Annotated in this window: 7 protein-coding genes; all 7 read right to left on the reverse strand. The window is 60.2% G+C overall.

Going from position 1 to position 14,861, the window contains the following annotated elements:
• Nucleotides 1-10: 10 nt before the first annotated feature.
• The gene (glgB, locus tag FBZ99_RS05745) at nt 11-2,218 is read right to left on the reverse strand and encodes a 1,4-alpha-glucan branching protein GlgB (protein WP_145631888.1); all 2,208 of its coding nucleotides are present in this window, start codon (nt 2,216-2,218) and stop codon (nt 11-13) included.
• Nucleotides 2,215-4,677 (reverse strand): glycogen/starch/alpha-glucan phosphorylase, encoded by a 2,463-nt coding sequence (locus FBZ99_RS05750; RefSeq protein ID WP_145316032.1) that lies wholly within the window; start codon nt 4,675-4,677, stop codon nt 2,215-2,217. The genes glgB and FBZ99_RS05750 overlap by 4 nt, the downstream gene beginning before the upstream one ends.
• 296 nt (nt 4,678-4,973) lie before the next feature.
• Nucleotides 4,974-6,221: a vWA domain-containing protein gene (locus tag FBZ99_RS05755; protein ID WP_246661080.1), complete on the reverse strand. Its 1,248-nt coding sequence runs from the start codon at nt 6,219-6,221 to the stop codon at nt 4,974-4,976.
• 148 nt (nt 6,222-6,369) lie between these two features.
• Nucleotides 6,370-7,248, reverse strand: a complete 879-nt coding sequence (locus tag FBZ99_RS05760) for a transglutaminase family protein (protein ID WP_113330511.1) — start codon at nt 7,246-7,248, stop codon at nt 6,370-6,372.
• Between the two features lie 4 nt (nt 7,249-7,252).
• A complete protein-coding gene (locus FBZ99_RS05765) occupies nt 7,253-9,670 on the reverse strand; it encodes a circularly permuted type 2 ATP-grasp protein (RefSeq protein WP_145631890.1) in 2,418 nt (805 codons plus the stop codon).
• Between the two features lie 13 nt (nt 9,671-9,683).
• Entirely contained in the window at nt 9,684-13,004 is a 3,321-nt protein-coding gene (locus FBZ99_RS05770; protein ID WP_145631892.1) for a transglutaminase family protein, read from the reverse strand.
• Nucleotides 13,005-13,187: 183 nt separating this feature from the next.
• Nucleotides 13,188-14,615: a mannose-1-phosphate guanylyltransferase/mannose-6-phosphate isomerase gene (locus FBZ99_RS05775; RefSeq protein ID WP_113354989.1), complete on the reverse strand. Its 1,428-nt coding sequence runs from the start codon at nt 14,613-14,615 to the stop codon at nt 13,188-13,190.
• Nucleotides 14,616-14,861: the final 246 nt, after the last annotated feature.

The raw sequence follows: 14,861 nt of genomic DNA on the forward strand, positions 1-14,861 counted from the left end.
CGTAGTGATCTCAGAATTCCGGTTCGAGCATGATGGTCGCCAGCGGAGGCAGCGTTATGATCGCATGTACGCCTCCGCCTGCATTGACGGCCTGGACACGCCCGCCATTCCCCTTGCCGCTGCCGCCGTAGATGTCGGCATCGGTATTCAATATCTCGCGCCACCGCCCCTCAGCTGGCAGACGCAAAGTGTAATTCTCTCGATAGACTGGCGTGAAATTGGTGATGACGGCAACCGGCTTTTCGCCCGGCGCCTTGCGGAGCCATGCAAAGACCGAGTTTTCGAAATCGTCGACGACAAGCCATTCGAAACCCTCGCCCTCGCAGTCGCGGGCGTGGAGTGCCGGCTTGCTGCGATAGGTGAAATTGAGATCGCGAACGAGGCGGCGCATGCCTTCATGCATGCGGTACTGCAGCAGGTTCCAGTCCAGGGCACGCTCCTCGCTCCATTCGCTCCATTGTGCGAATTCCTGGCCCATGAACAGCAGCTTCTTGCCGGGATAGCCCCACATGAAGGCATAGTAGGCGCGCAGATTGGCGAATTTCTGCCAGTCGTCGCCGGACATCTTGGCGATCAGTGATCCCTTGCCGTGGACGACTTCATCATGCGAGAGCGGCAGGACGAAGTTTTCCGAGAAGGCGTAGATCAGGCCGAAGGTCAGCTCGTTGTGGTGATATTTGCGGTGCACGGGCTCGCGGGCGAGATAGCTCAGCGTGTCGTGCATGAAGCCCATGTTCCACTTGAAGCCGAAGCCGAGGCCGCCTTCATGAACCGGCTGGGATACTTTCGGCCAGGAGGTCGATTCCTCCGCGATGGTCATGACACCGGGATGCGCACCATAGATCCGGGTATTCACCGACTGCAGGAAGCGGACGGCTTCGAGATTTTCGTTGCCGCCATATTCGTTCGGGATCCATTCGCCGTGCTTGCGGGAATAGTCGAGGTAGAGCATGGAGGCGACGGCATCCACGCGCAAACCGTCCAGGTGGTATTTTTCTGCCCAGTAGAGTGCATTGTTCAGCAGATAGGCGAGCACCTCGGTGCGGCCGAAATTGTAGATCGCCGTGTTCCAGTCGGGGTGAAAACCCTTGCGCGGGTCCTCATGCTCGTAGAGGGCGGTTCCATCGAACCAGCGCAGGCCATGTTCGTCGGTCGGAAAATGCGCCGGCACCCAATCGAGGATAACGCCGATGCCGACCTTGTGGCAGCCGTTGACGAAACGGGCAAAGCCTTCCGGTTCGCCGAAGCGGGCCGTCGGGGCGTAAAGACCCGTGGTCTGATAGCCCCAGGACGGATCGTAGGGGTGTTCGGTGATCGGCAGGAATTCGATATGGGTGAAGCCCATGTCGACGCAATAGGGAATGAGGCGCGAGGCAAGCTCGTCCCACGACAGCATCGAACCGTCGTCGCGGCGCTGCCAGGAACCGGCATGCACCTCATAGATGGAGATCGGCTGGCGGCGCTGATCGACGCTTGCCCAATGTTCGCGATGCGCCGAATCGTCCCAGACCTGAAGCAGTTCGTTGGTGGTGACCGAAGCCGTCTTCGGGCGCAGTTCGCTGCGTCGGGCAAAGGGATCGGCTTTCAGCGGCAGCAAGACGCCATCATGGCCACGGATCTCGAACTTGTAGGCGACCCCGGCTGGCACATCCGGGGCGAAGATCTCCCAGATGCCGCTGTCGGCACGGAAACGCATGACGTGCCGGCGGCCATCCCAATTGTTGAAATCGCCGACGACGGAAACGCGCTGCGCATTTGGCGCCCACACGGCGAAATGAAAGCCCTGCACGCCCTCGTGCTTCAGGGGATGGGCGCCCATCTTGTCGAACAGGCGCAGATGCGTGCCCTGGCGGGCAAAATAATCGTCCATCGGCCCGAGAACCGGACCGAAGCTATAGGGATCGGTTACCGCCCATTCTGCATCGCCGCGCCGTGCGCGATAGCGGACCGGCTGCTGCTTGGCGAGCTTGACGTCGCCGGAAAAGAAGCCTGCCGGATCGAGGCATGCGAGCTCGCCGATGACGGAACCGTCGAGTGCCGTGGCGGTGACGGCTTCCGCGCCAAGGATGAAACAGCGGGCCACATAGCCGTCGTCCGTCTTGTGAACGCCGAGAACGGCGAACGGATCGGAATGGGTGCCTGCGAGAATTGCAGCAATATCCTCTGCCGAAATATCGCTCGAGCTCGTGGCGTCAGCGGTTTTTTTCGGCTTTTTCATCCGGCTCTCCAGATTTCCTTGGCGTATTGACGGATCGTTCGGTCGGAGGAGAACCAGCCCATGCGAGCAGTATTGTTGATTGTCTTTGCGTACCACTCCGACGGGTTGGCCCAGAGAATATCGACTTCGCGCTGTGCCGAGGCATAGGCGTCGAAATCGGCAGCGACCATGAACCAGTCGTGGCTATAGATGCCGTCGATCAGGCTGGCGTAGCGGTTGCGATCGTCGGGGGAGAAGACGCCGGAGGCGATGGCCGAAAGGGCTTGAGCCAATTCGCGCGAACGCTCGATGATGGCGCGAGGGTTATGACCGTCGCTGCGCAGGTTCGCGACCTCGTCGGCCCGCAGTCCGAAGATGACGATATTGTCCTCGCCGACATTGTCGCGCATTTCGACATTGGCGCCATCCAGCGTGCCGATGGTCAACGCGCCGTTGAGAGCGAATTTCATGTTGCCGGTGCCGGAGGCTTCCATGCCGGCGGTCGAAATCTGCTCTGAAAGGTCGGCGGCCGGAACCATGACTTCTGCCAGCGACACGTTGTAGTTCGGCACGAAGACGACCTTCAAGAGGCCGCGTACGGACGGATCGTTGTTGATGACGCGGGCGACGTCGTTGATCAGTTTGATGATGAGCTTCGCGTTGTGATAGCTCGGCGCCGCCTTGCCGGCAAAGAGCTTGACGCGCGGCTGCCAATCGAGTTCCGGATGCGAGCGGATCTGGTCGTAAAGTGCCACTGCCTCAATGACGTTCAGAAGCTGGCGCTTGTATTCATGGATGCGCTTGATCTGGATATCGAACATCGCGTTCGGATCGAGCTTGATGCCCATGCGGCTGGCGACGAGGTTGGAGAGCTGCACCTTGTTGGCACGCTTGACGGCGGCGAACTTCTCCTGGAAGGCGCTGTCGTGGGCGAACTGATCCAGCGGCTTCAGCTGCTCGGCATCGTCGAGGAAGGCGTCGCCGATAGTTTCGCGTACGAGATTGGTCAGCCCGGGATTGCATTGCATCAGCCAGCGCCGCGGTGTGATGCCGTTCGTCTTGTTGTTGATGCGATCGGGATAGAGCTTGTGCAGGTCGGCGAAGACCGTGACCTTCATCAAGTCGGTATGAAGCGCGGAAACGCCGTTGATCGAATGCGAGCCGACGAAGGCGAGATTACCCATGCGCACGCGGCGATCACCATTCTCGTCGATCAGCGAGATCGAGCGGATTTCGGTGTCGCTGAAATTGCGCAGCTTGCGCGCCTCCACCAGAACCTTGGCGTTGATGGCGTAGACGATCTGCATGTGCCGCGGCAAAAGCCGCTCGAACAGCGGTACGGGCCAGCTTTCGAGCGCTTCCGGCAGCAGGGTGTGGTTGGTGTAGCCAAAGGTATTTCTGGTGATATCCCAGGCCTTGTCGAAATCGAGGCCGTGGACATCGATCAGCAGGCGCATCATTTCCGTGACGGAGACGGCCGGATGCGTGTCGTTCAGCTGGATCGCAACCTTGTCGGCGAGATTGGTCAGGTCGTCATATTGCTGCAGGTGGCGGCGCAGGATGTCCTGCAGCGAGGCCGACGAGAAGAAGAATTCCTGGCGCAGGCGCAGCTCCTGGCCGGCGGGCGTCGCATCGGCCGGATAGAGAACGCGAGTCAGGCTTTCGGCCTTGTTGCTTTCGCGCAGCGCGCCGATATGGTCGCCGGCATTGAAGGCATCGAGCAGGATAGGGTCGATCGGCTGCGCCGACCAGAGGCGCAGCGTGTTGACGCGCTTGCCGCGCCAGCCGACGACGGGCGTGTCGAATGCCGTGGCGATGACGCGCTCGGCCGGCTTCCAGACGTAACGCGGCTGATCGTCGTGACCGCTGATGGTCTCGACAGCACCGCCGAAGCCGATTTCATAGGAGCTTTCCTGGCGTTCGAATTCCCATGGGTTGCCGTGCGCCAGCCAGGTTTCGGGCAATTCCACTTGCCAGCCATCGGCCATCTGCTGACGGAAGAGACCATGCACGTAACGAATGCCATAGCCATAGGCCGGCACATCGACGGTTGCCATGGATTCCATGAAGCAAGCGGCAAGGCGGCCAAGACCGCCATTGCCGAGCGCTGCGTCGGGCTCAAGGCCGGCGATGACACGAATATCGACGCCCAGCGAAGCGAGAGCGTTGGTTATCTCCTCCATCAGGCCCAGATTGGAGATGGCGTCCCGCATCAGGCGGCCGATGAGGAATTCGAGAGACAGGTAGTAAACGCGCTTGGCACCCGTCTGATAGGCTTTTCGGGTGGATTCGATCCATTTGTCGATGACGCGGTCGCGGATGACAAGGATCGTTGCCGTCAGCCAGTCGTGCGGCTTGGCGACCTTCGCATCCTTGCCGATGCGGTACGTCAAGCGCTCGATGATTTCTTCGGCAAGGATTTCGGGGCGGGAACTGCGCGGGGCTGGAACGGGGAGATCGGCCTTCGTCAAGTTATTCATACTATCAACTCTCGCCATTTATGATTTATATTCAGCGTGTTACGCTCAATTAAATCGATTTGCCTTTCCGTGTCACTATCAGTTTACGCACCGATGTAAAGCAGTTGCAACAAGCGAGTTGGGCGGATGCGAAAAATGCCGCCAAAGGTTTGTCGTGAGTCGGAAAAGACTTGATTCCGATGATGTTTCGGGCTTTTATTCGCGCATCGATCAAACGAAAAGCCGCGCGATACTCGCATCGCGCGGCTTTTTCTTTGCTGTCTATCTATGGTTGCTTGGCGCTATTGCCAGCGAGATCACTTCGTCAGCAGCGTCATCTGCTTCGATGTTTCCGTGGCGATTGTCGTAAATGCCTTGAAGAGATCCGCAGCGCTTTGGGGCGTAAAGTAGTCGGAGGCTGAAGTAGCGCAATACTTCAGCAAGGCCTGGCCATTCTCCGGTGCCATGAAGGCAATCGTGTACACGTGGATGCCGTTGCTGCGCGCCTTGTCGCATTGTGCTTTGGTATCCGTGTCCGCATTTGTCACGTTGTTTTCTCCGTCGGTCATGAATACGATGTACATGGTCGGGTTCAGGACGCCGCTCTTGTCCTTATGTTGGAGCTGCTCATATGTCAGTCCTGACGTCGGGGACGATTTCGTCAATGCGTCGACAGCGGCCGTAAACGCGGGGGCCGAATTCGTGGAGCCGCTCGAAGTCAGATTGTTGACATACGTCGTGATGCCGCTCGTACCCCAAGCCAGGGCCGTAGGTGTCTGAGCGACATTGTTATAGGAGTCCGCGCCTGTTCGAACGTACATCATGTTCGGGTCGGCACTGTTTAGCTGTGCAGCCAGATTGGACGTGGCAATCTTCAGCGATTCCATTTTGGTGTAGTAATTCGTCTTGGTGCCGGTGCACGTACTCCACACCTGCCGGCCGTTCGCATTCGTCTTCAAGCAGCTATAGGTATATGTCGTGGTCGGCTGCTGGGTATTGACCGTGTCCGTGGCTTCATCCATGGATCCGGAGCGGTCCAGAACAAAATACATCGACAGCGCATTCTGCTGGGTTTCGGTAGTCTTTCCGCTGGTTGACGTGCTGGACGCAGAAATGTTCAGGGAACTCTGCCCCGTCAGGCGGGTCATGCTGTTCACGGACATCGAATAGGATGCATTTACAACGACCGTGTAACCCGAATTCCCGGAGGAATCGGTCGTTTTTGTTACCGTCGTGCTGGTGCCCGCTTTCAGTGAATTCGTAGCATCCGTATCACCGGCGAGATAGTTCGACATTTGGCCGAGAACAAAATTGTTGGCGAGATCCTTGGCGGTCGTGGTGGTCGCACTGCCGTCCGCAAGCGCGGTTGCCGTAGCGAGCGCGGCGGCGTCCGTTGATTCCTGAAGCTGGCTGCGTGTCAGCGACATGTTCGTGACATCGACCGCTACACCTCCCGCCACAGCCAGCACGGGCACGGCAATCGCCGTCAGGATGCCAAAATTTCCGGCTCGATCACGTAGAAGTTGTTTAAATGCCCAAAGTATATCGGAGCCGGCAATCATCATGTCCGCCTATTGGAAAGAGTTAGATTCTCAAGAACGGCGGGACTATCAATTACAAATATGAGTTGAAGGTTTAAGCGGTCAGTTGATTTTTAACAAACTACATAATCTGGCGCGATTTGCTTCAAATTTTTACTACTTTAAGTATATTCTATTTTAGTGGAACGACATCTACCGCCTGAACGGCTTTCTGATTGCCGTAGCTCTTCAGTACGCCGATAACGGGGGCAACGTCCGAATAATCGCGACCATAGGCGACGACGATGTGATCCGTGCCGGCGGGAATATTGTTGGTCGGATCGAGCTCGATCCAGCCTGCCGTCTCGCCGCACCAGACGCGCACCCAGGCGTGCATGGCGTCGGCGCCTTCCAGTCTTTCCTTGCCGGGCGGCGGAATGGTGCGCAAGAAGCCGCTGACATAGCCGGCAGGGATACCGAGGCTGCGGAGCGCGATGATCATCACATGGGAAAAATCCTGGCAGACCCCGCGCTTGAGGCGAAATGCCTCCTTGGGGGTGGTATCGACCGTTGTCGCCTTGGGATCGTAGGTGAAGTCCTTGTGGATCTGCGCGCAGACCGCATGCGCAATCTGCAGTGTCGTCAGTTTGGTCGATTTCCATTGCCTGGCGTAATCGGTGATTTCGCCCGTCTCCGGCAGACGCGGGCTGCTGCCGAGGAAATGGTGGGGTGAAGACGGGTCGATCGACCAGCAGTCTTCGATCTCTTCCGGCAACTTGGCCAGCAGCGGCGAGAAGTCGGCCCCGACGGGCTGGCTTTCCACCTGAACGCGCGCCTGCATGCGGATGTCGAGCCTTTCATGCGGATCGCGAACCAGGATCGAGGTCGCCGGATGCTGGAAGAAATCCGTGAAGTTGGATTGCTCGTCCGGACCCGGGGTTATCTTTACCGAGCCGGCGATCAGCCTCTGCCGATTGGGCAGTGAGAGCGGCATGACGCGCAGGATATGCCGCGCGCCGCTTGCCGGCACGTCGTAGATGTAGCCCATGTGAAGCGAGAGATCGTAGAGCATTACGTCATCCGAGATAGGTGCGTGCCAGCAGGTCAGACAGCCGCTCCAGTTCGCGCGCCAGCTGCTGGTAGACTTCGACCGTCATCGCTTCGGGCGTCATGACAGCCAACCCTGAATGCAGGCGCATGGCCTCGCGGAAAAAAGGCGACATCTGGCCGTTGACGTAAGCGTTCGGGAGCTGTTCGACCTCGCGGTGGATCTCGTTCATCTGGAAGAGAATCGAGCGCGGGTTGAGCGGATCGAGTGCGAGCAGGTCCGTCACTGTCAGCCGAGCGGTATTGACGTTGTAGCGGCGACGATGAGTCATGACGCTGTCGCCGATTTCAAGCAGCATGTCGAGCGCGCCGTCGGGCGCATCGGGGCCGGACATATGGCCGAGCAATCGCGTCATGTGCAGGCCGCGCTCGATATAGCGGCCGAGCGACAGGAAGCGCCAGCCGGTGAAGCGATACATGTTTTCATGCACGAGACCGGCAAAGCCCGCGAGCTTGCGCAGCAAGATCGTCATGGCATGGCTGGCATCGTCGCCAGGTTTCACCCCTTCCTTGAAGCGGCGTGCCGTCTTGGCGAGATCATTCAGCGCCAGCCAGCCGTCGGGAGAGAAGCGGTCGCGAATATTGCTTGCCGAATAGACGGCGCTGTCGATGTTGCGCAGCAGGGTTTCCGGTACAGCTTGCTTCGTGTCTATATCGATGGCGGCGAGATAGGCGCTGACATCGGCAAGCAGCGGTTGGTTCGGATCGGCTGCCTCGGCGAAACGGCCATGCCAGGCGCGCAGGATGCGCAACGCACCTTCAGCCCGCTCGATATAGCGGCCGAGCCAGAAAAGGTTGTCGGCCGCCCGGCTCGGCAGGCTGCCCGGCATGTTGCGGGTGAAAGTTTCTTCGGCTGGCAGCAGCGTGTGCGCCTCGACGGGCTTGTCGGAGACGATCCAGACATCGGCGGCCGAACCTCCTGCCTGCATGGCGATCGCCGCGACATCGTCGCCGCTGCCGATACGGGCAAAGCCGCCCGGCATGATCTGCCAGCCGTTTTCCGAGCGGGCGGCGAAGACACGCAGGCTCATCGGCCGCGGCGTCAGCCTGCCGTTGACCCAGGCAGGCGTCGTCGAAAGTGTCACGACCTCCTGGCCAACCAATTTTTGACCTTCGGTTGCCAGCCAATCCGCAATCGAATCGCGGGCAGTGCTGCGCAGGGTCGAGCCCAGCACGGACTGGCCGTTGTCATCGAAGAAAGGCATGCAGGAATAGGCCGGGCCGATGACCATCTTCTCGATGTTGGCGGCGACATGCTCGCGCTCGGCCTTTTGGCCGCACCACCAGGTGGCGATCGACGGCAGCTTCAATTCCTCACCACGCAGATGCCGACAGATGGTCGGCATGAAGGCGAGAAGGGCGCGCGTCTCGAGAATGCCGGAGCCGAGCGCATTGACGATGGTCACCGTCTGCGCCCGCAGAGCCTCGACCATGCCCGGCGTGCCGATATGGGAATGCTGGTTGAGCTCCAATGGATCGGCATAGGAGGCATCGAGGCGGCGCCAGAGGACACTGATCGGTCGCAGCCCCGCGACGGTGCGCACCATCAGCTGATCGTTGACGACCGTGATATCCTCGCCCTCCAGCAGCATGAAGCCGAGATAGCGGGCGATATAGGCGTGCTCGTAATAGGTCTCGTTGGCAGGCCCCGGCGTCAGGACGGCGACACGTCCTTCGGCTCCGCGCTTGCCGCCAAGAAGCGCATCGCGAAAGGCACCGAAGAAGGAGGCAAGACGATGAACCTTGGTTTCGGCATAGATATCGGAAAAGGCACGGGTGGTAGCGACACGAGTTTCGAGAGCGAAGCCGGCGCCGGATGGCGCCTGTGCGCGGTCGGCCAGTACCCACCAGTTGCCATCAGGACCGCGGCCGACCTCGAAAGCCAGGAAATGCAGATAATGGCCGCTTGCAGGCTTCACGCCGACAAGCGGACGCAGGAATTCCGGATTGGCGGCAATCAAGGCTGGCGGCAACAGCCCTTCGCTCACCAGCCGGCTATCTCCATAGATATCGGCGATGATCGATTCCAAGAGATCGGCGCGCTGCTGTAGGCCTTCGGAGAGCGCCTGCCATTCGCGCTCGTCGATGAGCACGGGAATATGGGAGATCGGCCAGTTGCGTTCGCTGACGCCCGCCGTTCCGTAGGCGCGATAGAAGACGCCGGCGTCGCGCAAATAGCGGTCGGCGCGGGCGAAGCGCTCGGTCAATCCCTCTTCCGTCATACGCGTCAGCGCCGAGAGGAAGTTTTGCCAGACTGGGCGGACCGCGCCGGTATTGTCGACCATTTCGTCGGCCACACCGGGCAGGGGACGATAGGCAAAGGCCGGCGCCTTGGCAGTGCCGGTCTTTGCCTCATCCCGCCGTTCCGTCGCCGGTTTTCTACCCATGCTCAGTTCCGTCTCAAATTCCTGCCGGACGCCTGAGGTCGAGCGTCAGCGGGAATTCCACCGATGCAGTCTCCGGTCTTACGGCATAGCCACCTGCTGTATGCCCCCAAGGCTCGAAACGCGCAAGACGTCGCGCTTCCGCCTCATTGCCATTGACGGGGAAGGTGTCGTAGTTGCGGCCGCCCGGATGGGCAACATGGTAGATGCAGCCGCCGATCGAGCGGCGCGACCATGTATCGTAGATATCGAAGGTCAGCGGCGTATCGATGGGCAAAACCGGGTGCAAGCCTGAGGCTGGATGCCATGCCTTGTAACGCACACCGGCGACCGAGACGCCTGCCATTCCCGTCGGCGTCAGCGGTACAGGACGGCCATTGCAGGTTACCGTATAGCGGGAGGGATTGGCGGTTTCGAACCGCACCTGCAGACGCTCAACCGACGAATCGACATAGCGCACGGTGCCGCCGATCGCGCCTTCTTCGCCCATGACGTGCCAGGGTTCCAGCGCCTGGCGCAGTTCCAGCTTGCTGCCCTCGTATTCGACTTCGCCGCAGAAGGGGAAGCGGAATTCGAGCTGCGCCTGGAACCATTCCGGTCTGAGGTCGAAACCGTTTTCGCGCAGATCGGCAAGGACGTCGAGGAAATCCTGCCAGATATAATGCGGCAGCATGAAGCGATCATGCAGCGTCGTACCCCAGCGCACGAACCTTCCGTCGATGGGATTGCGCCAGAAGCGGGCGATCAGCGCGCGCACCAGTAATTGCTGGGCGAGACTCATGCGGGCATTGGGCGGCATTTCGAAGCCGCGGAATTCGACGAGGCCAAGGCGTCCCGTCGGTCCGTCAGGCGAGAACAGTTTGTCGATGCAGATTTCCGAGCGGTGCGTGTTGCCGGTGACGTCGGTGAGAAGATTGCGGAAAAGGCGATCGACCAGCCAGGGAAGTGGCTGGATGTCGCGACCGGGCGCCGGCACCTGCGCCAGCGCGATTTCCAGTTCGTAGAGACTGTCGTGGCGGGCCTCGTCGATGCGCGGGGCCTGGCTGGTCGGGCCGATGAACATGCCGGAAAAGAGATAGGAGAGCGAGGGATGGCGCTGCCAGTGCAGCACCAGGCTCTTCAACAGGTCGGGACGGCGCAGGAACGGGCTATCCATGGTATTGCGGCCACCCACAACGACATGGTTGCCGCCGCCGGTGCCGGTGTGGCGGCCGTCGATCATGAACTTGTCGGTGCCGAGCCGGCTGGCGCGTGCCTCTTCGTAAACCGCCGTGGTGATATCGACGGCTTCCTTCCAGCTCGATGCCGGATGGATGTTGACTTCGATGACGCCGGGATCGGGCGCAACGCGGATGACGTTGATGCGTTCGTCCTGCGGTGGCGGATAGCCCTCGATGTGAACCGGCAAGTTCAGGGCTGCGGCTGCGCGTTCCGCTGAGGCAACAAGATCGAGGTAATCCTCGACGCTGACCGTCGGCGGCATGAAGATGCAGAGGCGCCCGTCGCGAGGCTCGACGCTGATGGCCGTGCGGACATAGCCGCCGATCTCATCGACCGATTGCGGCATGATCGGCTGCTGGCCGGTGAAGGGTTGGAAATGAGCGGCTTGCAGCGGCCGGCCCTTGTCTTCATTGTAATCCGGCAGGGCCTCGCGGGGGATCGTTGGATCCATCGGGTTGATGTAGGGATATTGCGATGCCGGTATCCAGCCAAGCGAATTCAGCGGCAGGCGATAGCCGACCGGGCTATCGCCGGGCGTCAGGAAGATGCGGCCGCGGCGCGTGCGCCATTTCTCGCTCGTCCAGCGGCGGCCGCTGGCGCGCGCATTCCATGCCTGTATGGGAAGGACATAGCCCGTGGGCCGAGTCAGTCCACGTTCGAAGACGCGGGCCATGCGCGAACGCTCTTCCGGATCCTTCAGCTTCGAATTGGATGGATCGACATTTTCGGGCAGGTTCGCTTCCTTGACCAGCCATTCGGCCGGGTCCTCGAAGGCGGGCGCCACATAGTCCGGTTCGATATCGAGTTCGCCGGCAATGGCCGTCAGCAGTCGGCCGGCATCGTCTTCGGTGACGCTATAGTTGCGGCCCTCATTGGCGATCAGATCGGGATTCGACCAGATCGGCCGGCCATCGCGCCGCCAGTAGAGCGAGAAGGTCCAGCGCGGCAGGCTTTCGCCGGGATACCACTTGCCCTGGCCGTAATGCAGGAAGCCGTTCGGCGCGAAGCGCTCCCGCAGGCGCCGGATCAGCGTATCGGCTTTCTCACGCTTGGTCGGGCCTACAGCCGCTGTGTTCCATTCCTCTGACTGGAAATCGTCGATCGACACGAAGGTCGGCTCACCGCCCATGGTCAGGCGTACGTCGTCTTCCTTCAGGATCGCGTCGACCTTTTCGCCAAGCGCATTCAATGCGTCCCAGCTTTCGTCCGAGAAGGGCTTGGTGATGCGCGGATGCTCGGCGACGCGGGCAACCTTCATGTCGAAATCGAATTCGGTCTTGGCTTCGCCGAAATAGCCGCCCGAGATCGGCGCGGCATTGCGGTAATGCGGCGTGGCGGCCAGCGGAATATGGCTCTCGCCCGTCAGAAGGCCCGACGTCGGATCGAGGCCGACCCAGCCGGCGCCGGGAAGATAGACTTCCGCCCAGGCATGCAGGTCGGTGAAGTCGACTTCAGTACCGGAAGGGCCGTCGAGCGCCTTCAGGTCCGGCGTGAGCTGGATGAGGTAGCCTGAGACGAAGCGGGCGGCGAGTCCGAGATGGCGCAGCACCTGAACGAGCAGCCAGCTCGTATCGCGACAGGAGCCTTTCGCCTTTTCCAATGTTTCCTCAGGCGTCTGGACGCCGGCTTCCAGGCGGATGACATAGCCGATTTCCTGCTGCAGGCGCGTATTAAGGCCGACGACCATGTCGACGGTCTTTTGCTCTGAGCGGTCGAGCGTGGCGAGGAAGGCTTTCAGCCGGGGACCGGGTTCTTCCGGCTTCATGTAGATCGACAGATCCTCGCGTATTGTCTCGGGATAGTCGAAGGGCCATTTGGTGGCTTCCTCTTCGACGAAGAAATCGAAGGGATTGTAGACCGTCATGTCAGCGATGAGATCGACCTCGATCTTCAGCTCGGTGACCGGATCGGGGAAGACGAAGCGGGCGAGATAGTTGCCATAGGGGTCTTGCTGCAGATTGACGAAATGGTTTGACGGCGTGACCTTCAGCGAATGGCTGAGTACGCGGGTTTTGGAATGGGAGGCGGGTTTCAGGCGAATGATCTGGGGGCCGAGGCGGACCGGATTGTCGTATTTATAATGGGTGAGATGATAGATGCTCGCCTTGATCGCCATATGTCTCTTCGCCTAGCCCGCATCGTTGTGCGGTGATTGCTGTTCCCTTGGAGCAGTGTGTGCAATGCAGCGAAAGAAAGCAAGGTGTCTCCCGGCGCTTCGGAAAGTCCTGCCATGTAACCCCAAAACAAAAACGGCGAGCTTTTGCCCGCCGTTCTGAAATCTTGATCTGTTTGCCTGCGTTCAGCTTCTGCCGAACTCGTCGACAAGGCGGATGATGTCGTCTTCGCCGAGATAGGATCCGGTCTGCACTTCGATGAGCTCCAGCAGGATCTTGCCCGGGTTGGACAGGCGATGCACTTCGCCGAGCGGGATGTAGATCGATTCGTTTTCGCGCAGCATCTGCACGTTTTCGCCGACCGTCACTTCGGCCGTGCCCTTGACGACGATCCAGTGCTCGGAGCGGTGGTGATGCTTCTGCAGCGACAGCTTCTTGCCCGGCAGCACGAAGATGCGCTTCACCTGGAAGCGCTCACCGTTCAGCACGGAGGTATAGCCGCCCCAGGGGCGGTAAGAGGTGGGGTGCGTTTCGGTGAGCTTCGCGGTCTTCTTCTCGCTCGCCAGCAGCTTGACGAGCTTGCCGACTTCTTGGCTATCCTTGAGGTGGCCGACATAGACGGCGTCTTCGCTGGCGATGACGGCGACGTCCTCAAGGCCCTGCACGGCAACGTGCAGGCTATGCGACATGACAAGCGAATTCTTGGTGTTGACCAGCGTCGTGGCGCCCGCCGACACGTTGCCGCTTTCGTCGCGGGTGCCGACTTTCCACACCGCATCCCAGCTGCCGAGATCGGACCAGGTGAAGGGCGAGGGAACGACGGCGGCGTTCGCCGTCTTTTCCATCAGCGCGTAGTCGATGGAGATGTCCGGGCTCTTGGAGAAATTGTCGGCGTCGAGGCGGGTAAAATCGAGATCGCGCGTCGATTTCGAGACGGCCTTGCTGGCAGCCCTTTCGACGTCGGGCGCAAATTCCTTGATCTCGGCGAGAAGCTGGGAGGCCGAGAACATGAACATGCCGGAATTCCAGTAGAATTGGCCACTGGCAACCATCTCCTGAGCCTTGTCCAAGGCAGGCTTCTCGACAAAACGCTTGACGGCATGGGCGCCGGTCGAGAGCGCCTTGCCGGTTTCGATATAGCCGTAGCCGGTGGCCGGCTCGGTCGGCTTGATGCCGAAGGTAACGAGCTTGCCCTGCAGTGCCGTGTCGCGGGCCAGGCGCACGCAATCATAATAGATAGTGTTGGCATCGATCTCGTAATCGGAGCCGAGGACATGCATGATCGCGTCCTTGCCGAAGAGCTCGGTGACGAGCGCAGCGGCGGCGGCAACGGCAGCGGCAGTATTGCGGGCGATGGGCTCCAGCAGCACGGCGGCCAGTTTCAGGTCGAGTTCGCGGGCCTGCTCTGCGACGAGGAAACGGAATTCCTCATTGGTCAGGACGATCGGCGCTTCATAGAGCTCGGGATCGGCCACCCGCTCCAAAGTATTCTGGAACAGCGTCTTGTCGCCGATGAATTGAATGAATTGCTTCGGGGCGGAAGCGCGCGACAGCGGCCATAGCCGCGTACCCTTGCCACCTGCCATGATCACCGGAACGATCTTTGCTGCCATATTCTGCCTCTCCTGGACACTTCAACCGAGAGCCGACCGTCAAGAGCGCAACCGTTGCGCTCTCCGCCATGCTCCTTCGACAACGTCAATCGCCATTGCGATATTTTTTGGCAAAACGCTAGCGCTAATATGCCAGTAGCGTAAACATTCGGCGATCTCGGCTCGGAAATCCCGATGAAAGTCCGGTGCGCGCGCCTTTCCGAAAGGGGGAGCGAGGCAGAATCGATAAGTACGATCCTGCCCTCA

Source organism: Rhizobium sp. ERR 1071 (assembly GCF_007828675.1).
In the GTDB taxonomy this organism is placed as follows: domain Bacteria; phylum Pseudomonadota; class Alphaproteobacteria; order Rhizobiales; family Rhizobiaceae; genus Rhizobium; species Rhizobium dioscoreae.